The following is a 21,039-nucleotide window of genomic DNA, read 5'->3' as shown; positions in this document are numbered from 1 at the left end:
AGAAAACTATTCACAAATAATCCTAACAAAAAAGCCGGCATCTGCCGGCTTCATCAAACTATTTATTAGGCGTCCTACGCCCCCTGTGCACGGGCTTATTTTTGCGCTCTTGGCGCTCAAAGGACTGCCTGTCTTTGGGGTTGATAGGTGCGGGCTTTAACACTTCTAGGCCGGCCATTTTATACAGCGCATCTACCTCTTTACCGGGCATTTCTGTCCATTGGCCCTGCTTGAGTTTGGAGGGTAAAAATACATCACCGTAGCGAACGCGCTTGAGGCGGTTTACTTGCACCTCTTGCGACTCCCATAGGCGGCGGACTTCGCGGTTGCGGCCCTCCATAATGACCACATAAAACCAGCGGTTGGCACCTTCGCCACCATGATCAACGATGTCGGTAAAGCGAGCGACGCCATCGTCTAGCAATACACCTTCATGTAAGCGCTGCAACATGGGTTCATCCACATTGCCCAATACGCGCACCATGTATTCGCGCTCTATCACCGTTGAAGGGTGCATCAGTGCGTTGGCTAACTCGCCATCGGTGGTAAAGATTAATAAGCCGCTGGTGTTGTAATCCAAGCGACCTACTGATATCCAGCGGCCATTGGGGATTTTAGGTAAGCGGTCGAATACGGTGCGACGCCCTTCCGGGTCGTTGCGTGAACAGATTTCACCCTCGGGCTTGTTGTAAATTAACACTCTACCGGCATATTTTTCGGCGGTAATGGCTTTAATAATTTTGCCATCCACTTTAATTTTATCTCTACCGCTGGCGCGATCGCCTAGCTTGGCAGTTTTATCGTTAACTTTCACGCGCCCTTCGGCAATCACTTTTTCCATTTCTCGGCGCGAACCGAGGCCCGCTTGGGCTAATAGCTTTTGTAGTTTTTCACCAGTTGGCTCTGTTGACATGTTTTACACTTTTTTAAGGGGTGGAGTTGTTGGCACTGAGTCTTTTATTTCTACTGTTAGTCGCTAGCGACTAGTGACTATGAACTAGCGACTGTATACCTAACGGCTGAATTCTTCTTCGGCTAACAATGCAGCTTCAGCGGCGGCTTCTAAGGCGGCCTGTTCGTCGTCTTCATCATCTAGCATAGTATGGGTGGTGGCTTCGGTCTCTGACGCGGCTGCAGGCTCTGCTTCTGCTTCTATATCAGCAACCTCAACGCCTGCCGAGGCAGTATCATCTTCACCTACGAGTTCGGCCCTTTCACTTTGCTGGTCGCCGTCTTCGCTGAGCTCTTCTTGCGCTACTTCATCAGCAGATTCGCTTTGCGCACCTGCCTCTAGATCAGCTTCAGCTTCTGTTACTGATTCAGGCTCAGCCTCGGTAGCTATGCCGTCGGCGGCATCTTCTTGCTCTTGTTGATCTATGGGGTCTACTGATCCCGCCTCTTCGCTTTGCTGGGCGTCCATGTTGGGTGTATCGGCGCCTTCTAATGATAACTCGCCGTTCATATCATCCAAGTCGCGAATTTCAGCCAAAGTGGGTAGCTCGTCCAGATTTTTTAAATTGAAATAATCTAAAAAGGACCGGGTAGTCGCATATAAGGCAGGCCTGCCAGGCACATCTTTATGGCCCACTACACGCACCCACTCGCGCTCTAATAAGGTTTTAACTATATGTGAGCTTACGGCTACGCCGCGTATGTCTTCTATGTCGCCACGGGTAATGGGTTGCCGGTAAGCAATTAGCGATAAGGTTTCTAATAAGGCGCGGGAGTATTTTTGCGGCTTTTCATCCCACATGCGCGATACCCAAGGTGCCACTTCTTGAATAACTTGAAAGCGGTAACCACTGGCAATTTCTTTGAGTTCAAAACCACGGCCTTTGCAATCGCTTTGTATATCTTCCAGCGCGGTTTTAATTTGCTCTTTGCTGGGCGGCTCCTCCTGTTCAGCATCAAACAGGTCAATGAGGTTTTGTATGTTAAGGGGCTTGCCCGCTGCCATTAATGCGCCTTCTACGATGCGCTGTAGTTGCTCGGTTTCTTTACTCATGAGGCTCTTGCTTTTACATGTATGGGGCCAAAGTCTTCAGTCTGTACTAACTCAAGCAATGACTCTTTTATTAATTCTAAGATGGCTAAGAAGGTAACCACTACCCCCAGGCGACCTTCCTCTATGGTAAACAGTGAAGAGAAAGGCATAAATTGCACACTCGAAACCTGCGACAGCACCTGCGTCATGCGCTCGCGGGTGGAGAGTTTTTCTTTGGCGACGTGATGGCTTTCAAACATATCAGCGCGGCGCAATACTTCTCCCAAAGCCAATAGCAGCTCTTTCATTTCTACTTCTGGCTCGGCGCGCACCTGTTTAAAGTCTGGGGGCTGGGCCGAGGCCTGATAAACTTCGCGGCCCATGCGGGGCATTTCGTCTATGTCTTCAGCGGCTTTTTTAAAGCGCTCGTATTCCTGTAGGCGACGGATTAATTCGGCACGCGGATCCTCTTCTTCGTCCTGGGCCTCTTCCGAGCGCGGCAATAACATGCGAGACTTGATTTCTGCCAGCATGGCCGCCATCAGCAAGTACTCTGCAGCCAACTCAAACTGCATGGAGTCCATCAGCTCTACGTACTGCATATATTGCTTAGTGATATTAGCGACGTTGATTTCTAAAATATCGATATTTTGGCGCTTAATCAGGTATAGCAGTAAATCTAGCGGGCCCTCAAAAGCCTCTAAAAACACTTCTAGGGCATCGGGGGGGATGTACAGGTCGCGGGGGATTTCGGTCAGTGCCTGCCCTGCTACTACCGCAAAGGGCATTTCGCCTTGTTGGCTGCCCATGCTACGCAACTGCTGCAAGCTCAACTTATGCTCTGCGGGTAGCTGCGCTATCGCTTCAGCGTCCTCAGCCGCCGCAGGCTCAGCGCCGGGCTGGTGCTGGCCGCTGGCTGCCACATCGCTGGCGGCCTCGTTAGTGCTGGGGGGCGCTTGCTGTTCTAAAACTAGCTCGTCTTCCACGGTTTATTGTTGTCTCGCTGCTGCTTACTTCAATGGGCTAAGGCAGGGCTATACTGCCCCTTCAAATAGTTGGCGATTATACCGAGATCTAGCCGGGCATCACAGCGCTAATTTTAGCGGCTGTAGTAGCAGCCTCAAACCTAAACCGCCTCGAATTGCTCCACATCACCCAGACCACGCCTGAGTATCGTCCATTCCTCGTCGGACATATCTATCACGCTGGTAGGCTCCATGCCGCAGTAGCCGCCGTCTATCACCAAGTCCAGCTCGTGTTCCAAGGTTTGGCGTATATCATAGGGGTCGGTAAGCGGTAGCGTCTCGCCGGGTAAAATCATGGTGACGCTCATCATGGGCTGGTTGAGCTCATTTAGCAGCTCTAGCGCTATGGGATTGGCCGGCACCCGCAAACCTATGGTTTTACGCTTGCTTTGCATTAAACGGCGAGGCACTTCAGAAGTGGCCTTTAAGATAAAAGTATAGGGGCCAGGGGTGTGATTTTTCACCGCCCTAAAGGCTACGTTATCCACCCTTGCATAAATACTAAGCTCAGATAGATCGCGGCACATAAGCGTGAAGTTATGCTTTTCGTCTAGGCGCCGGATACGGCGTATGCGCTCTAAGGCGTTTTTTTGCTCTAACTGGCAACCTAGGGCATAGCCCGAATCGGTGGGGTAAACCACCACCCCACCACTGCGAATAATATCCGCTGCCTGGCTAATTAATCGCTTTTGGGGGTTTTCAGGATGGATTTGAAAAAACTGACTCATGGCTATTCCTTATTAAAATCTATTGCCACAGCTGCCATACTGGCTGGCACTGGCTGGGCAAGGGCGACATTTTACCTATATCGCCCCATTGTGTATCGGGGTGGTGAAAATCACTGCCGCAGGAGGCATAAAGCTCAAATTGCTGAGCTAGCTGGGCTAAGTGCTGCACTTTATCGTTGGGCAACACGCCGCTAACCACCTCTATGGCCTGGCCGCCCGCGGCTTTAAAATCACTAATCAGTGCCCGCAATTTGGTGGCCGTCATTTTATAGTGCAGTGGGTGGGCTAATACCGCCACCCCGCCGCTGGCGGTAATCCACTGCACCACGGTAGCCATATCGGCCCAGGTCGCCTTCACATCACCCACCTTGCCCGCGCCTAAATAACGCTTAAAAGCCTGTTGCATAGAGCTAACATAACCCTGATTGACCAAGTATTGGGCAAAATGAGGTCGCCCTAACTGGCTGCTACCGGCTAACGCCTGCGCGCCCTGGTAACAGCCCTGATAGCCCTTTTTGGCTAAGCGCTGACCTATCATCTCAGCACGCTGCTGGCGGGCGAGTTTTTGCTGGGCCACCCCCGCCAATAATTGTGGGTGCTGGACATCCATATTAAGGCCTACAATATGAACCCCGGTTTTACCCCATACACTGGAGAACTCTATACCGGGCATGAGGTCTATGCTGGACGAGCAGCTTTGCTCTTGTACCGCCAAATAACCGTCCAAGGTATCGTGATCGGTAATGGCCAATAGCTCCACCCCTCTATCCACGGCGCGCAACACTAGCTCGCTGGCGGGCATGCCGCCATCAGAGGCGGTAGTGTGGCAATGTAGGTCTACTAACAAAAAGATTTACTCCAAATGGCAAGCGGGATGTAGCAAGGGTTATTTTTGCAGCACAGGCCTCAAAATCTCACTGGAGCGACACCCGCAAAGCCCGTATAGTAACCGATTAATCAAGCCTTACGGCAAAACTTTGTACAGTAAATGGCTAAGTACTTAGTATTAATCACCGACAAGTATTTAAGCAGGGAGACGCAACACCGTGGATTCAGTTTCAAATAACAATGCCAATAAGCAACAAAAGCCCGGCAATATGCTCGCCAATATAGGCTTTAATATCATTATCCCCACGCTAATACTCACCAAGCTCAGCAGTGAAGAATACCTGGGGCCGGTATACGCCATAGTTGTGGCGCTGGCCTTTCCTATAGGCTATGGCGTGCGCGAGTTTATCAGCACCCGCAAGGCGAACTTTTTCTCAGCGCTGGGTATATTCAGCGTTATTATGACCGGCGGCATGAGCCTGCTACAACTAGACCCTAAATACATCGCTATCAAAGAGGCAGCCATACCCGCACTATTTGGCCTAGCCACACTTTACTCTATGCGCACCCGCTACCCTCTGGTAAAAACCTTTCTCTTTAATGACCAGGTGCTGCAAATAAACAAAGTTAAAGTCGCTTTGGAAAGCTATAACAACAGCCACATTTTCGAACAAAAATTAGCTCATGCCTCCTACATGGTGGCGGGTTCTTTCTTTTTATCCTCCGTACTCAATTATGTACTGGCCAAAGTGATACTGGTGAGCCAGCCTGGTACAGTTGAATTCACTGAGGAGCTGGGTAAAATGACCGCACTAAGCTTTCCTGTTATCGCGCTACCCAGCACTTTAGTGCTAGTGGCTGCTTTATTTTACCTACTGCATCACATACAAAAATTGACTCATTTAAAGAGTGATGACATCTTTAACGAAATGTAACAACGCTTTACTACCCTTTAATGAATCATACAATAATAAAAACCAACCCTAGGAAATGATTGTGAAATTGCTAAGCACCCATTTACTCTCTTTCACCTTGGCCAGTTTAGTGGCTTTTAGTAGTTTGTTTGCCAGCAGCCAGGTTTATAGCCAAGAAACCCGCTACATTCGTGACACCCTTTTTGTGCCCTTGCGCAGCGGGCAAAGCTATAAGCATCGCATAGTGCACAAAGGTTTGGTCAGCGGCACGCCTTTAACCTTGCTAGAGGTTTCTGAAGATGAAGATTATAGCCGTGTTAAAACCCAAGACGGCATAGAGGGCTGGATACAAACGCAATATTTATCAGATGAGCCTTCGGCGCGCTCGCAATTAGAAAGCCTCAATTTACAAAACGCCAAGCTAAAAACACAAAGCTCCGAGCTTAAAAAAGAGCTCAATGAAATCAACAACAAATATAAAGCCGCTAAGGCTGCGGTAGCCCAGCTCAGTAAATCTCAACAAAATAGCGAGCAAGAACTCGCTGAGATAAAAGCTATTTCAGCCAACGCCATTCGCCTCAACAGCGAAAACCAAACCTTATTGCAACAAACGCAAGAATTGCAAAACAAAGTAGACATGCTAACTACTGACAACCAACATCTTAACGACAAGCTAGACAACGATGCTTTTTTAAATGGCGCCTTTGCGGTATTAATCGGTGTATTTATTACCTTATTAGTACCACGCCTATGGCCTTCAAAATCTTCTGAGTGGGCCTAAGCCCACTTATCACTGCCAGCACTTTAAACGATTTTTAATGATGAAATTGATACGACTGTTACTATGCGCCACCTTGCTAACAAGCAGCTTATACAGCCTAGCTGAACCAGCTAGCGGCAAAGACCCCCAGGTAATACTGCATACCAGCATGGGCGACATTACTATACGGCTATACCCCCAAAAAGCCCCTATCACTGTGGCTAACTTTTTGGACTACGCCAAGTCTGGCTTTTATAACAACACCATTTTTCACCGTGTTAAAAAACGCTTTGTAATACAGGGCGGCGGCTTTAGCTACGACGCCGATACTGAAGAGTTTGAACGCAAGGCGGTAAAAGACCCTATAGTCAACGAGTCGGGCAACGGCCTATACAATGACAGATGGACGGTCGCTATGGCCCGCACTGAAGAGCCCGACAGTGCCACCTCGCAGTTTTATATTAACCTGCGCATGAACAGCAGCCTGGATAAACGCGGCAGCAAGCTAGGCTACGCGGTATTTGGTGAGGTGATAGCAGGCCAGCATGTAGCGCAAAGTATTAGTAAACAACCCACTGAAGCAATTCCTGGCTTTGAAAACCTACCCATCAAAGCCATTATTCTCGAATCTGTAGAGATTTTATAACACCATGAGCACAGACCTAAGCGTTAACCTGAACAAAATTGCCCTGATACGCAACTCCCGCGACACCGAACACCCCAATGTTTGTGAACATGCGCTGCGCTGCATAACCTACGGTGCCGATGGCATTACCGTACACCCCAGGCCTGACCAACGCCATATACGCGCCGACGACTGCTTTGCCTTAGCTAAAATTTTGAACGTAGAATTTAATATAGAGGGCAACCCCTTAGCCGCGCCCATGAAAAGCGACCGCAAAGGGGTTTCGGACTACCCCGGCTTTATGGAATTAGTACGCGAAATCAAACCCGCGCAATGCACCTTGGTGCCCGACAGCGACCAACAACTAACCTCTGACCACGGTTTTGACTTAACCCAAACCGGCGATCAGGTTGCCCCTATTATTGCCGAGCTACAATCACTGGGTATACGAGTCAGCCTGTTTATGGACCCTGACCCGGAACAAATTAAACTAGCCAAACAGACAGGCAGTGACCGCATAGAGCTATACACCGGCCCCTATGCCGCGGCAGTAGAAAAAAATCAAAACGTAGAAGCGGTTTTTCAACAGTTTTATCAAGCCGCTGAACTAGCCGCCGATTTAGGCCTAGGCTTGAATGCCGGTCACGACTTAAACCTGCATAACCTGAAAAAATTTGCCACGGTACCCAATTTACTGGAAGTATCTATAGGCCATTTTTTAACCGTAGATGCCATTGACATGGGTTTGGAAAAAGCGATAAAAGCTTATCAGGCCTGCCTGGGTAAATAGCCGCTACTTGACCGGCGCCTTCACCATTTTTAGGCTTAGGCGCCCTACTTCCATAGGCTCAGCGGCATCCTCGCCGTAAACCTCGCGGTAACTCTGCTGCTGTAAGAGCAACAGCTCAGCCTCGGTAATCGCCGCCAATTGCAGCGCCGCCTGCATATAGCCTTCGCAGCGGTAGCGCTGTGCAGGTGGCACATCACGGCCCTGTTTGAGGGCGCTAAAAATAGCGCTTAGCTGCTGCTGTATAGCCAAGTGGCAATCGGCTCGGGCAGTCACTACTCGCTGGCCTCAACCACTGGCTGCACCAATACCCAAGGCATAATCACTACTGCCCAAAGCATTTGCTCTTGCTCATACCAGGCCTGAGCCTGCTGGTCATTAACCTGTGAAATACTGCCGTCGGCTAGCCATTGCTGTACCAAGGTTTTATTATCCGCTGAGATTTGCACGCCCACCTCGATTAAATCCATACCGGCAGCAACGCCTATTACCGCCCCTTTGGCATAAAATTTTTGCAGCTCGTGCCAGCTGATTTTGGAGGTTTCGCGATTAAGCTTGGTTCTCAGGTCTTCTTCGGGGGCTGTTTCGGGAATGGGGTTAGCAGTGGATTCACTCATTACGGGTCTCTTTGCGGCAAGTCAGATTAGGCATACCAAAATCAGGCAGACCAGATCAGGCAGACTAGTTCAGTCAAAATAGTTACGCCCCGCAGTTTAACATCCCCGCAGTCATATACTCTAGAGTCCTGCACTGCCGCAGGCAGCAATTATGGCCAGTTAAGTAGCGCACTAACCCGCTTGAATACCTTCTGCCGCATGCCGTAAAAAGAAGTTCAGCTGCATTTCGGCCTCTTCCAAACTGGCAAAGGGACCTACCTGCAGCTGCTCGCGGGTAGCAAAAAACCATTCATCATTTATTTGATAAAAACGTTTGGCCCGGCAATGCGTATTATTTTGTTCACCTTGGCGCTGCTCCATAACTCTATCCCCATCATTTACTGCATATACCAGCTCACAGCCTAAGTGTAGGAATATTTATGCCTCATTGCCTATACGTATTTGCTCTAATAACGTTTAGGCGAGTATGAGCTATATTTAGGCTAACACCGCCTAAACGCGTAGCTTTGCGCCCCAGCGAGCACTGTACCAAGGTGCAGACTTATGCCATCTAACTATAAGTTATAGCCTGTATTAAAAACACACTCTTAGCTAGCAATACATTTATAAGCCCGCACTATCCACGGCGACTTTTCTTAGCAGGCCGTGGCTGATAGGGTTCCAGCGGCAGCGCGGTCTTGCGTATTACTGAACGCAACACAAAACTACTATGCACACCGGTCACCCCTTCTATACGGGTTAAACGCCCCAATAAAAACTCCTCGTAATACTCCATATCGGGCACCACGACTTTCAACATATAGTCAGCAGCCTGGCCGGTCACAATATTACACTCCACCACCTCAGGAAAATCGGCAATAGCTGCCTCAAAATGCTCAAACCGCTCGGGGGTGTGCTTATCCATGCTAATACTCAATATCGCCGTCAGCTTCAAGCCCAACGCCCTTTGATTAAGAAGGGTGACATGGCTGTCGATAATCCCCGACTCTTCTAAGCGTTTAACCCGCCGCGAACAAGGCGTGGGTGAAAGCCCTACCTTATCCGCCAGCTCCAAATTACTCATACGGCCATCGCGTTGCATCAAACTTAAAATATGCTTATCAATAGCATCTAACTTAACCATAGAAACACCATAAATTAGAGAATACATTCATATAAATACTAGTTATTAGTGACTATGTCTATTTATTAATGAAATTAGCACAACAATAACAATCATTCGCTAATGCTGTTTCTTTATACTTATTCGCATTACAGCAACCAGCACGAGTAGCTAACATGACCCTACAGGCCGCACCTTCTAATCATCGCTCTTTTGATAACGCCCCCTTTAATCACAGGAAATACTGCGCCTACCCAACAGTAGACCTACCCCAGCGCCAGTGGCCCAATCAGCAAATCACACAAGCGCCTACTTGGTGCAGTGTCGATTTACGCGATGGTAATCAAGCATTGATAGACCCCATGACCCCTGCACAAAAACACCAGCTGTTTGATTTATTAGTTGCTATAGGATTTAAAGAAATCGAAGTAGGCTTTCCCGCTGCCTCGCAAACCGATTTTGATTTTATACGCGAGCTAATCGAGCAAAATAAAATACCCGATGATGTACGCATACAAATCTTAACTCCTGCGCGCGCAGCTCTAATCAAGCGTTCCTTTGAGGCCTTGCAGGGCTGCAAAAAAGCCATAGTGCATTTGTATAACTCCACCTCTAAGGTGCAACGCGAGCAGGTTTTTCAACTCGACAAACAGGGCATTATTGATATTGCGGTTGAGGGCGCTCGCTTAATTAAACAACAGGCCCAGCAATACCCGGCCACGGACTGGCAGTTTGAGTATTCACCTGAAAGTTTTACCAACACCGAACTGGATTTTGCCGTGGCAATTTGCGATGCCGTGGTAGATGTGTGGCAGCCCAGCCCTGAGCGGCCGGTGATTATCAATTTACCCGCCACTGTAGAAGTAAGCACACCCAATATTTACGCTGACCAAATCGAGTGGTTTTGCCAGCATATTAAACAACGTGAGGCTCTTAGCATTAGCCTGCACACCCACAACGATAGAGGCTGTGCCGTTGCTGCCGCCGAGCTAGGGGTTATGGCTGGCGCCGACCGAGTAGAAGGCACTTTAATGGGTAATGGCGAGCGTACCGGCAATATGGATGTCATCACCATGGCCATGAACCTTTACAGCCAGGGCATAGACCCGCAATTAGACTTGGCCAACATGGATAAAATTATCCAAACCGTTAAAGCCTGTACGCAATTACCGGTACACCCGCGTCACCCCTATGCAGGTGATTTGGTGTTTACTGCTTTTTCCGGCAGCCATCAGGACGCGATTAATAAATGCTTAAAACATTACGACGCCCAGCAACCTTGGCAAGTCGCTTATTTGCCCATAGACCCCGCCGATTTAGGGCGCTCTTATCAGGAGGTCATACGCATTAACAGCCAATCGGGCAAGGCTGGCATAGCCTATGTGATGGAACAACAGCAAGGCTTACAATTGCCACGCTGGTTGCAAATAGAATTCAGTAGCTTGGTACAGGCCGAAGCCGAACGTCAAAAGCGTGAGCTTAGCCCTGGCACCATAGCGGCGCTGTTTGAGCAGCATTACTGGCAACAGCCTGCTGCCTACCAGTTACAGAGTTACCAACTCAGCCGCGAGCATGATACAGAGCAGTTACAAGCCACTCTTATTCATCAGGGCCAAGCACTGAACCTACAACAACAAGGCAGCGGTGCCATAGAGAGCTTTGCCAAAGCCTTAGGCGAGCAGATCAATAAAAATATAGTGGTGGTGGAATATGCCGAACATGCCCTAGCCAGCAGTGAGCATAGCGGCAGCAGCGCCGAAGCGGTGTGCTACTTACAGGCTAACATAGATGGCCAACGTCTGTGCGGAGTTGGCAAAAGTCAGGATGTATTAGAGGCGACTATGCGTGCCATGCTTAATGTGGTCAATCGTTGTGTCGCCAAGGCACAAACCAGCGCAGCCTGAGCAAGCAGCTTGATAAATATTAACTGGCAGCACTACTCAGTAGCGCTGCCAGTTTTCAATTACCATAGCAATAATATTCGCTGCACTTATATCCCCCAGTGCGCCCTTACTATATCTCGGGCTTGCTCGGCACTGTCAACAAACTGGAACAGGGCAAGGTCTTGCTCTTCTATCATGCCCTCCTCCACCAGCATTTCAAAATTAATCATACGCCGCCAATAGTCACTACCCATCAGCAAAACAGGCAGCGGTTTGATTTTTTTTGTTTGGATTAAGGTCAAGGTTTCAAACAGTTCATCCAAAGTACCAAAACCACCAGGGCAGGCCAATAAGGCGCGGGCACGCTTTAAAAAGTGCATCTTGCGTATGGCAAAATAATGAAATTGAAAACATAGTTCTGGTGTCACATACGGATTGGGGCGCTGCTCAAAGGGCAAAACAATATTTAAGCCTATACTCTTACCTCCAGCTTCCATAGCGCCACGATTGGCGGCCTCCATAATACCTGGGCCGCCACCGGTGATAATCATAAAGTCACATTCGTCGTCACTGGCACTGTCTTGGGTGATCAGCCGGGCAAACTTTCTAGCTTCTTCATAATAAAAACTATTGCGCAATACTCTTTCAGCCTCAGCAACTTGCTTAAGCAAGGCGCTATTATTAGGCTGCATTTCAGCCTTGTGCTTAGCCTCAGCTAAATGGTTAGCGGCAGTCTCGGCATCAGGTATACGGGCACTGCCAAATACCACCACAGTCGCCTCTATACCCTGTTCATCTTGTAGCAAGTCGGGTTTTAACAGCTCTAGCTGTAAACGTAAGGGGCGTAATTCATCGCGTAATAAAAACTCATTATCAGAATAGGCCAACCTATAGGCTGGCGAACTCGTTTGCGGGGTACTAGGGCTAAGCTTCGCAGCCCCCACATCCTCCTCTGCGGTAGGAAAAACTTTGGCAGCCTTATACGGCTTTTTAAGATCAGTCATAGTTGCTCTTATCAATTAAATTACCGTTAGAAAGTAATAGTCTCACCTTTGGCGGGTATGCTGGCGTCCCAGCCCTGCTGTTTGAGGTATGATTTAAAAATGACTTTGGTGTCCTCTTCGCCATGTACCAAAAATAGCCTAGGTTTATTAGCTTGAGAAAAACCATTAATCCAGTCTAAAAGCTGCGACTGGCTTGCGTGAGCGGAAAAACCGCCTATGGTATGAATCGCTGCCTTAACCGATATTTTCTCACCTGCTTGGTTAAAAAATTTGGCACCATCAACCAACGCCCGGCCAGGCGTACCCATAGCTTGAAAGCCAACAAAAATCACATGAGCATTACGGCGCCATAAATTGTGTTTGAAATGATGGCGTATACGGCCGCCATTGCACATACCACTACCGGCAATAATAATTGCCCCGGCTTCTATATTATTAAGCGCTATAGATTCGGCCGTAGAAGAGGAATAGCGCAGCACCGGCAAAAAACTATGCAGGCTACTGGCAGCGCCTTTTTTCATAGCCGCCTGATCCTCGGTGTTATACACATCCTGGTAACGGTGATAAATTTCCGTGACCGCTATCGCCATGGGGCTATCTAAATAGACTGCCTGCTGCCTAAGCTTACCTTTTTGATAAAGCTCACCTAATCGGAAAATAATTTCCTGGGTACGACCGACTGCAAATGAGGGTATTAATATATTGCCGCCGTTTTTTGAGGCCTGCTCAACGATATCTTCAAACTCAGCTAAAGTCTCATCCATAGGCCTATGATTACGATCACCATAAGTAGACTCTAGCAACAACACATCGGCATGTTCCACCACTTCGGGATCACGCAACAAGGCTGAACAACTATTGCCCAAGTCCCCTGAGAACACCAATTTTTTCTCTACCCCTTGCTCAGTAACAAACACTTCTACTATGGCAGAGCCCAGAATATGACCGGCATCTCTAAAACAAACATCTATGCCTTTCGCCACAGTAACCCTATGCCCATAATCCTCACCGGAACATAGGGTCAGTGTTTCCTTAACATTGTCTAATGTATACATAGGCTCTATGAGTTTTTTACCCGCTCGCTGTAGGCGTTTGTTTTCCCACTCCACGTCGCGCAGCTGCAATGACACGGCATCATTGAGCAAAATCTCCAATAGTTCAACACTGGGGCTAGTCATATAAATTGCGGCATTATAGCCATCCGCAACCAACTTAGGCAGCCGGCCTGAGTGATCTAAGTGAGCATGGGACAGGACCACGGCATCCAGCTCTGTAACATCAAAAGGAAAGGCCTCTAAATTGCCCTCCTCTTCTTCACGCCTACCCTGAAACAAACCGCAGTCCAATAAGATTTTAGCCTCATCGGTTGCCAGCAAATAGGCTGAGCCTGTTACGCCTTCAATTGCGCCGTAAAATGTCACTGTTGCCATAATAGTTTTACCTGTATTACAAAGAAATAGGATGTAAATGTTTATCGTTTATGTCATCACGCCTAACTATGCCTTTTAACAATCTACCTAAAATATCGGAGCCACTAATAATTCGCCGCTGTTCGCCCCAGTACAAAATAATATCGTTATCGATCACATCATCTGATTGATGCTCTGGTGACACCTTTAATTCAGATAACACCTTACCCAACTGTTCTTGAGGATCAGTAACCACTATAGGTTGGTGACAGTATTCCTGAGCAGACATAGGCAGCTCCGCCAATATGCTTCTAAGAAACACATGCGCATTAAGTATAGAGTAAGGAAGCCCCTGTTCATCAGTGATAACAACCCACTTCTTACCTGATGCAGCAATAGCCTGTAAAAAACCATCCTTTACCTGTCGATTAAATTCAGGAAACACAGGCAAACCTTTAGCTTGAGGTAAATGTATGATGCTTTTGTCATCGATCAACTCCCCCATTTTACTAACGGCAATATCATCTATTTTTAAAAAATTAATCGCCCCAGTGCCTTCCAGCAGGCTCACATCAGAACTACTAGACTCTATATGTTTGGCAATAACCGTATGTAAATCTTGCTCACGAAAATAACTAATACCCTCTTTACCTAACCATTGATCTAACACTATGGCGCAGGGCTTAGCCACCGGGTATAACAGGTATTGATAGAACTTTAAAACCGGTGCCAATAAAGCCCCCATACGCATAGCATTACGCGAAAAATAGGCCTGCGGTATAATTTCGCCCAAAAATGTAATGAGTACACTGGAAAATAAAAAGGCAGTTAAGCCCGCCATAACAGAATTAGAGAGCAAGGTGAGCAACACATTGATCGCCACATTGCCCCACAGTATCGTTGCCAACAATAAATTGACGTTTTTACGCAAGGCTAAGATGGTCAATGCCGCTGGCGAACCAGATTGAGCCTCCACCTCTAAACGAAGGCGACTGACACCCAACAAAGCCAGATTTAAACCACTAAACATCGCTGACTGGCTAATACAAAACACTATGCCCAACCACACTAAACCCTCGCTTAAAAGCATGTTCATAAAATCACTCAAGGTTCTGTAATGGATTTATTAGTGACAGTTGCCAGCGGCTGCTCGGTGTTAGCCTGGCCGCTATCCTCAGCCACATCAGGCTGGGTATAGCCCTCACTATCAACATCTACCACCACATTACTCAACAGGCTTAATGCTTTTATTAACTGCACACACATATGGCGTTTATCGCTGTTAATTTCTATAAGGGCAATGACATCATCAATCTTTAAGCGTAGTTCAACACCAGCCAGCAGTAACACGCCCTTAATATCTCCATAGCATTGCTCTATTTGTTGTAATTGTTGATGGGCAGATAACAAAGAAAACTGTGGCGATGATAAATCTGCTTGATCTATAAAGTGGTAGACCAACTGATTAAATTGCTGCATACCAATTTTAACACTGGCATCGCTAATATCAGTACTCAGCTGTGGATTTTTTGCTAAGGCTAGCGCTTGTTCACTAGCCGCCAATAGATGCTGGTCCGCGCGTAGTATTTTCGCGAGCTCTTGGGCAATTTCTTCACTTAGTTCAGCGCGCTCTATCTGAGCTATAAATGACGACACAGCTGCAGACAACTGATTAACCACGCGCTCATCGTGACTAACCGCTTGCAGATTATTAGGATGCTCGGCCATCACCTGTATACCCATACGTTTAATCACAGCTACTAGCCTGTTGAGTTCCAGCACTAAAGCATTAACAGCTAATACTGGCGTAACTAAAACGGTTTTATCTAAATATTGTGGCCTAGACTCGACTTCCTCTTGAGTAATAAAACGCTTTTCCAAAAAATCTGCCAGTCGGTTATTAAACGGCAACATCAGTAACACACCCACCAAATTAAACACGGTATGAAACAAAGCCAAGGTCACCGCCGGTATAGACTCTAAGCCTAATAAATTAGTACTGGATTCCACCACCCAAAATAAAACCGGTAATATAAGCAAGGCTAGCAGGCCTGCCCCCACATTGAATATGATATGGGCAGAGGCTACTCGCTTGGCGTTAGCTGTTGCGCCTATCACGGCAATTGCAGCAGTGGAAGTTGTGCCTACATTAGCGCCTATTACCATTGCTGCGGCAGCATACAGCCCTAATACGCCACCGCTAGCTGCTGTTAGGGTTATCGCAATTGCGGCGCTGGACGACTGGGTTAGTACGGTAATCAAAAAACCTATGGCTACGTACATTAAAATACCGCGCCAACCTTCAACGGTAAATTTGTTAAAGTCTATTGCCAGTACCAAACCATCAAAAGCATCTTTTAGTACATCTACACCTATAAAAAATAGCCCAAAGCCAACTAGGGCTAAACCCAATGGCGCACGTTTACTCTCGCCCCCGGTGAGCCGCAATAACATACCTAGACCAATTAAGGGCAAGGCAAAAGACTCTATATTAAGCTTAAAGCCAACCACCGCGACCAACCAGCCAGTCATGGTGGTGCCTAAATTTGAACCGTAGACCACACCCAGGGCCCGGCGCATAGAAATAATACCGGCATTAACAAAACCTATAGTTGCTACAGTAACCGCGCTGGAAGACTGCACTATGGCGGTAATCGCCAGGCCGGTAAAAATGCCATGTGCGGGGGTACGGGTCCAGCGCGCTAAAATATCACGCAGGGCCTGACCGGCAGCCGATTTAAGGCCGTCGGTCATCATCCCCACAGCTAACATAAACAAACCTAAACCACCGGCTAACATACCTATTAGAATTAAATGTTGCTGCATAGATTTAACGCCAAAGCCTTAGTTAATAAATCAATGATTAAAAGGGCCACACCCAGTTATTATGTTCGGGTTTATCTACACCATGCTCATGAGCATAATGCCTACAGTCTATTTGTTTATCGCGCAGACTTTGTTTGGCATGCGCACCTATTACCTGTAGACGCGGCACACGATCAATAACATCTATAGCCAAGCTAAACCTATCAATTTGATTATCTATGGCCAGCTCTAACGGCGTATTAATATTGCCTCGCTCTATATAACCCCTAACATGTAAATTTTTATTCGCACGCCTATAAGCGAGCCGGTGTATTAGCCAGGGGTAACCATGAAAGTTAAATACTATGGGCTTATCTTTAGTGAATAGGCTATCAAAGTCACTGTCGCTTAAACCGTGTGGGTGCTCTTCGGCTGGAGTCATGCGAAATAAATCCACCACATTGATAAAACGAATTTTTAAATCGGGGAAATATTCCCTTAGCATAGCCGTAGCTGCCAGCGCTTCTTTGGTGGGAATATCACCACAGCCCACCATTACTACATCGGGCTCTACTCCCTTATCAGTGCTGGCCCACTCCCATATACCCAGACCTTTGGTACAGTGTTTTATCGCTGCATCTTTATCGAGATACTGCACATGCATCTGCTTATCAGCCACAATTACATTAATATCATTATGGCTACGTAAACAATGATCTGCGGTGGACAGCAGGCAATTAACATCTGGGGGTAAGTAGATACGGGTGACCAGCGGGCTTTTATTAACCACCAAGTCTAGAAAGCCCGGATCTTGATGAGTAAAACCGTTGTGATCCTGACGCCAAACTGTAGACGTAATTAATAAATTAATTGAAGCTATGGGAGCACGCCAAGGCAGCTCTTCACATATCGCCAGCCACTTCGCATGCTGGTTGTACATAGAGTCTATAACATGCACAAAGGCCTCGTAGGTGGCAAAAAAACCGTGCCTGCCAGTTAGCACATAGCCTTCAAACCACCCCTCTAAGGTGTGCTCCGACAGCATCTCAAGCACTCGGCCATCGGGGCTGAGCTCACCACCCTGTTCATCCTCGGGTTTGTAATCCGCCAGCCATAGTTTTTTACTCACCTCATAAATCGCATCTAATTTATTTGAGGTATTTTCATCAGGCCCAAACACACGAAAATTATTGCTATTAAGTCGCATAATATCTCTAAGCATGCAGCCCAGAGGCTTCGTATTCATGGCACTGCTTTTTGCCGGTTCTGTAACCGCTATCATGTAGTCACGAAAATCAGGCATTAACAAATCACGGCGTAACAAACCACCATTAGCATGGGGGTTGGCACTCATACGCCGCAAGCCTTTTGGGGCTAGGGCTTTTAATTCGGGGATGAGTTTACCTTGCTGATCAAACCATAATTCAGGCTGATAACTTTTTAGCCATTGCTCTAACTGCTGTAACTGCTGCTCGTCACTGTGGACATTGGCCAGTGGTACCTGGTGGGCGCGCCAGTAGCCCTCTACCTTATGTCCGCCCACCTGTTTAGGCCCGGTCCAGCCCTTGGGTGAGCGCAACACTATCATAGGCCAACGCGCTCGGCTGGCGTTGCCGCCAGCTCTGGCTTGCTGCTGTATGCTTTGTATCTCGCTTACACAGCGCTCCATAGTTGCCGCCATCTGTTGATGCATAACCATGGGGTCGTCACCCTCAACAAAGTAAGGCTGCCAACCATAGCCACTAAATAAATCTTCTAACTCTTGCCCTGTAATTCTGGATAATAGGGTGGGATTATTAATTTTATAACCATTTAAGTGCAATATAGGTAGCACAGCACCATCGCGTATGGGATGTAAAAATTTATTGGAATGCCAGGCCGTAGCCAGTGGCCCCGTTTCTGCCTCGCCATCACCAACAGCCACGGTAACAATTAAATCGGGGTTATCAAAGGCTGCGCCAAATGCGTGGGATAGGCTATAGCCTAGCTCACCACCTTCATGAATAGAGCCCGGAGTTTCTGGTGTGCAGTGGCTACCGATGCCACCGGGAAAAGAAAACTGTTTAAAAAAACGACGTAGCCCTTCCTCATCTTCACGCATATCGGGATAAACTTCGGTATAGGTACCCTCTAAATAAACCGGCGCCAAAACACCGGGGGCACCGTGGCCGGGGCCCGATAAAAATATACTGTTTAGATCATATTTATTAATCAGCCTGTTCATGTGTATATACATAAACGACAAGCCGGGGCTAGCTCCCCAGTGCCCCAATAAACGTTTTTTAATATGCTCTTTGGCTAAGGGTTGGCGCAATAAGGGGTTCTCTTGCAGATAAATCATAGCCGCAGCCAGATAATTACAGGCACACCAATAAGCATGTAACTGTTTTAGCTCCTGCTCATCCAGCGGTGTTTGCGTACTTGTAACCGTATTATTTTTTTTTGTCATGTAAACTTCCTCTATACAATTAGCTGGCAATATCTAACGCTAGACAATGCTGAGCAATCATTAATGCTTCATCAGTCGCGATGACATATACCGCTACCTGACTATCTTTATGGCTAATACACTGGGCGTGACTAGCGTTGGCCTGTGTATTTAATTTAACGCCCAGCCATGCTATTTGCTGGCATACCCGCTCGCGTACTTGTGCGCAGTGCTGGCCCACACCTGCGGTAAACACCAATGTGTCTATGCCGCCTGCGGCGGCCGCCATAGAGCCCAGCGCCAGTACTATTCGATAAATATAATGGTCTACTGCTGCGCTGGCAGCCGGATGATCACTGGCTAATAACTCACGCAAATCCGCACTAATACCCGACATACCCAGCAGCCCCGACTGATGGTTTAATAGCTGCTGCAACTGCTCTACTGTCATCGCTTTATTATTTAATAAATATAGCAATACTCCCGGGTCTATAGCACCGCTGCGGGTAGCCATAGCCAAACCATCTAAAGGTGTAAACGACATAGTGGTGGCCACACTGCGTAGATCGCGCATAGCACATAAGCTAGCACCGCTACCCAAATGCGCCACTAGCACACGCGATAAGCATGGTTTGGGCTTAACACTAGGCAAAATGCTGGCAATATACTGGTAGGACAAACCATGAAAACCATAGGGTCTAATGCCTTGCTCAGTAAAATGTTTGGGGATAGCAAAAGTTTGAGCCTCAGCGGGCATGCTGTGATGGAAAGCAGTATCAAAACAAGCCACCTGCTTAACCGAGGGCCACAGCTCAGCAACCGCAGCAATGGCGTCAACATTATGGGCTTGATGCAAGGGCGCTAAATCCTGTAGCTCACGTAAGCTAGCTAGCACCTGCTCATTAATCAGGGCTGGCTTAGCAAAACTAGTACCGCCATGCACGACTCGGTGCCCTACTAAGGTGATAGCAAAACCAGCTTTACTGTTAGCAAGATAATCCAGAATACGCGCCACATCTGCTTTACGATTATTATCGACTCGAGCCTCCTGCCACTGCTGCCGGCTGTCACTGGCAAAACAGTCGCTTGCAAAACAATCAACCTTAAACTCACGGTTCTGCCCCTGATGAGTAAGCTGGCCACTTAGCAATACCTTCAACAAGCCATCAGCAGCCTGTTGATACACCGAAAATTTTATACTGGAAGAACCCACATTAAGTACCAGTATCTGTCTATCCATATTCACCCCTAGCCACAGGCTTAGCTGTTTAGCGCGATAGCCAGCGGTAACAAGCCACTACTGTGTCTTTAAACGCATATCTAATCCAACATAGTACGTGCATGGTGCGAACTTTCTTTTGAAGTAGATCAACTAAAGCTCAACTTTCGATAACCCCTTGTAATACTTAGCAATCTAGCCACAGGCTAACTGTAAGTAGCGACGACTAGGCAGGCTTTAAGCTTAGCAGCTATGCCCCAGATGTAAGGGTCTACACCCACAACCAACAAATGATAACGATTATCATTTGCATTAATATATTGCTCGCGCTAAGCTTGCTGCACTAGCCAATATATTCAACAAGGACAAGGTCTATGCTAAGCAACAGCCCCACACAATTTCTTTGCTCAACGCATAAAGCCCACAGCTTAAGCAGTGCACGCTTAGCGATAAGCTACTGGGAAATATGGATGGCCGATGGCCAAGCGCTGTATCAAAGTGGTAACTGGCAGCAGGCGCTAAGCTATTATGGCTGTAGTTTTGAGGTGGGCGAATGGCTGCTACAGCAGCTAAATGAAAACGAGCACAAAAACACCAGGCTCAACTATGCCGAGCGCATGATGCTTGCCGGTCACTCTTTGGCACAGTGCTATAAACAAATGCAGCACTATAGTTTAGAGCTGGATATTTTAATACGAGTACACAATCACCTGAGCCGCCACGGCACCAAGCTGATTGGGCAACACTGGTTATTAGATAATTATTTGGCCATTTCACTCAATGCCATACAACAGTTTGGCAGCCGTAAAAAATCACGCCCCAGCCAAAAACTTAGCCAGCAACTAAAACCGCTACAGCGCAGCGGCCTTAACGAGCTACTGCCCTTAAATCGTTTTCACTGGGCTGGCAGCCACTAGTAAG

The 21,039-nt window shown here is 47.6% G+C and carries 21 protein-coding genes; 6 read left to right on the top strand and 15 right to left on the bottom strand.

Features of this window, described 5'->3' with window-relative positions:
* Positions 1–58 precede the first annotated feature (58 nt).
* The 5 genes from rluB to NO559_RS11205 form a co-directional block, all read right to left on the bottom strand.
* The gene (rluB, locus tag NO559_RS11225) at positions 59–913 is read right to left on the bottom strand and encodes a 23S rRNA pseudouridine(2605) synthase RluB (RefSeq protein ID WP_258331921.1); all 855 of its coding nucleotides are present in this window, start codon (positions 911–913) and stop codon (positions 59–61) included.
* 99 nt (positions 914–1,012) lie between these two features.
* On the bottom strand, positions 1,013–2,005 hold the full coding sequence (gene scpB, locus NO559_RS11220; RefSeq protein WP_258331920.1) for an SMC-Scp complex subunit ScpB: 993 nt from the start codon (positions 2,003–2,005) through the stop codon (positions 1,013–1,015).
* Complete coding sequence (locus NO559_RS11215) at positions 2,002–2,817, bottom strand: ScpA family protein (protein ID WP_258331960.1); 816 nt, start codon at positions 2,815–2,817, stop codon at positions 2,002–2,004. Before NO559_RS11215 ends, scpB begins: the two co-directional genes overlap by 4 nt.
* 293 nt (positions 2,818–3,110) lie before the next feature.
* Entirely contained in the window at positions 3,111–3,737 is a 627-nt protein-coding gene (locus NO559_RS11210; RefSeq protein WP_258331919.1) for an L-threonylcarbamoyladenylate synthase, read from the bottom strand.
* A gap of 19 nt (positions 3,738–3,756) precedes the next feature.
* Entirely contained in the window at positions 3,757–4,584 is an 828-nt protein-coding gene (locus NO559_RS11205) for a PHP domain-containing protein (protein ID WP_258331918.1), read from the bottom strand.
* Between the two features lie 250 nt (positions 4,585–4,834).
* Between NO559_RS11205 and NO559_RS11200 the strand changes: the two genes are divergently transcribed.
* Genes NO559_RS11200 through NO559_RS11185 form a run of 4 tightly spaced genes read left to right on the top strand, consistent with a single transcriptional unit; the run spans position 4,835 to position 7,654 of the window.
* Entirely contained in the window at positions 4,835–5,500 is a 666-nt protein-coding gene (locus NO559_RS11200) for a VC0807 family protein (RefSeq protein ID WP_258331959.1), read from the top strand.
* A 55-nt stretch (positions 5,501–5,555) separates the two neighbouring features.
* On the top strand, positions 5,556–6,260 hold the full coding sequence (locus NO559_RS11195; RefSeq protein WP_258331917.1) for a TIGR04211 family SH3 domain-containing protein: 705 nt from the start codon (positions 5,556–5,558) through the stop codon (positions 6,258–6,260).
* A gap of 37 nt (positions 6,261–6,297) precedes the next feature.
* Complete coding sequence (locus NO559_RS11190; protein ID WP_258331916.1) at positions 6,298–6,885, top strand: peptidylprolyl isomerase; 588 nt, start codon at positions 6,298–6,300, stop codon at positions 6,883–6,885.
* A 4-nt stretch (positions 6,886–6,889) separates the two neighbouring features.
* On the top strand, positions 6,890–7,654 hold the full coding sequence (locus tag NO559_RS11185; RefSeq protein WP_258331915.1) for a pyridoxine 5'-phosphate synthase: 765 nt from the start codon (positions 6,890–6,892) through the stop codon (positions 7,652–7,654).
* Positions 7,655–7,657: 3 nt separating this feature from the next.
* Here NO559_RS11185 and NO559_RS11180 read toward each other — a convergent pair whose 3' ends face one another.
* The 4 genes from NO559_RS11180 to NO559_RS11165 form a co-directional block, all read right to left on the bottom strand.
* The gene (locus NO559_RS11180; protein WP_258331914.1) at positions 7,658–7,927 is read right to left on the bottom strand and encodes a hypothetical protein; all 270 of its coding nucleotides are present in this window, start codon (positions 7,925–7,927) and stop codon (positions 7,658–7,660) included.
* On the bottom strand, positions 7,927–8,268 hold the full coding sequence (locus NO559_RS11175; RefSeq protein WP_258331913.1) for a DUF2288 domain-containing protein: 342 nt from the start codon (positions 8,266–8,268) through the stop codon (positions 7,927–7,929). Before NO559_RS11175 ends, NO559_RS11180 begins: the two co-directional genes overlap by 1 nt.
* Before the next feature lie 171 nt (positions 8,269–8,439).
* On the bottom strand, positions 8,440–8,628 hold the full coding sequence (locus NO559_RS11170; protein ID WP_258331912.1) for a DUF6316 family protein: 189 nt from the start codon (positions 8,626–8,628) through the stop codon (positions 8,440–8,442).
* A 256-nt stretch (positions 8,629–8,884) separates the two neighbouring features.
* On the bottom strand, positions 8,885–9,391 hold the full coding sequence (locus NO559_RS11165) for an Lrp/AsnC family transcriptional regulator (RefSeq protein ID WP_258331911.1): 507 nt from the start codon (positions 9,389–9,391) through the stop codon (positions 8,885–8,887).
* Positions 9,392–9,546: 155 nt separating this feature from the next.
* On the opposite strand from NO559_RS11165, the gene leuA reads away from it, so the two are divergent.
* Positions 9,547–11,274, top strand: coding sequence for a 2-isopropylmalate synthase (leuA, locus tag NO559_RS11160; RefSeq protein ID WP_258331910.1), 1,728 nt, complete (start codon positions 9,547–9,549; stop codon positions 11,272–11,274).
* Positions 11,275–11,360: 86 nt separating this feature from the next.
* Here leuA and NO559_RS11155 read toward each other — a convergent pair whose 3' ends face one another.
* Genes NO559_RS11155 through NO559_RS11130 form a run of 6 tightly spaced genes read right to left on the bottom strand, consistent with a single transcriptional unit; the run spans position 11,361 to position 20,139 of the window.
* Positions 11,361–12,257 carry a TIGR00730 family Rossman fold protein gene (locus NO559_RS11155; protein WP_258331909.1) on the bottom strand — a complete coding sequence of 299 codons (897 nt, stop codon included), beginning with the start codon at positions 12,255–12,257 and terminating at the stop codon, positions 11,361–11,363.
* 26 nt (positions 12,258–12,283) lie between these two features.
* Positions 12,284–13,687 carry an MBL fold metallo-hydrolase RNA specificity domain-containing protein gene (locus tag NO559_RS11150; protein WP_258331908.1) on the bottom strand — a complete coding sequence of 468 codons (1,404 nt, stop codon included), beginning with the start codon at positions 13,685–13,687 and terminating at the stop codon, positions 12,284–12,286.
* Positions 13,688–13,703: 16 nt separating this feature from the next.
* A complete protein-coding gene (locus NO559_RS11145) occupies positions 13,704–14,762 on the bottom strand; it encodes a DUF21 domain-containing protein (protein ID WP_258331907.1) in 1,059 nt (352 codons plus the stop codon).
* An 8-nt stretch (positions 14,763–14,770) separates the two neighbouring features.
* Entirely contained in the window at positions 14,771–16,492 is a 1,722-nt protein-coding gene (locus tag NO559_RS11140; RefSeq protein WP_258331906.1) for a Na/Pi cotransporter family protein, read from the bottom strand.
* Positions 16,493–16,529: 37 nt separating this feature from the next.
* Positions 16,530–18,920 carry a phosphoketolase gene (locus tag NO559_RS11135; RefSeq protein ID WP_258331905.1) on the bottom strand — a complete coding sequence of 797 codons (2,391 nt, stop codon included), beginning with the start codon at positions 18,918–18,920 and terminating at the stop codon, positions 16,530–16,532.
* Positions 18,921–18,939: 19 nt separating this feature from the next.
* Positions 18,940–20,139 carry an acetate/propionate family kinase gene (locus tag NO559_RS11130; RefSeq protein WP_258331904.1) on the bottom strand — a complete coding sequence of 400 codons (1,200 nt, stop codon included), beginning with the start codon at positions 20,137–20,139 and terminating at the stop codon, positions 18,940–18,942.
* A gap of 353 nt (positions 20,140–20,492) precedes the next feature.
* On the opposite strand from NO559_RS11130, the gene NO559_RS11125 reads away from it, so the two are divergent.
* Complete coding sequence (locus NO559_RS11125) at positions 20,493–21,035, top strand: hypothetical protein (protein WP_258331903.1); 543 nt, start codon at positions 20,493–20,495, stop codon at positions 21,033–21,035.
* Positions 21,036–21,039: the final 4 nt, after the last annotated feature.

The organism is Dasania sp. GY-MA-18 (genome assembly GCF_024734385.1).
Classification (GTDB): Bacteria; Pseudomonadota; Gammaproteobacteria; order Pseudomonadales; family Dasaniaceae; genus Dasania; species Dasania phycosphaerae.
This window is presented reverse-complemented; position numbering and strand designations above follow the sequence as displayed.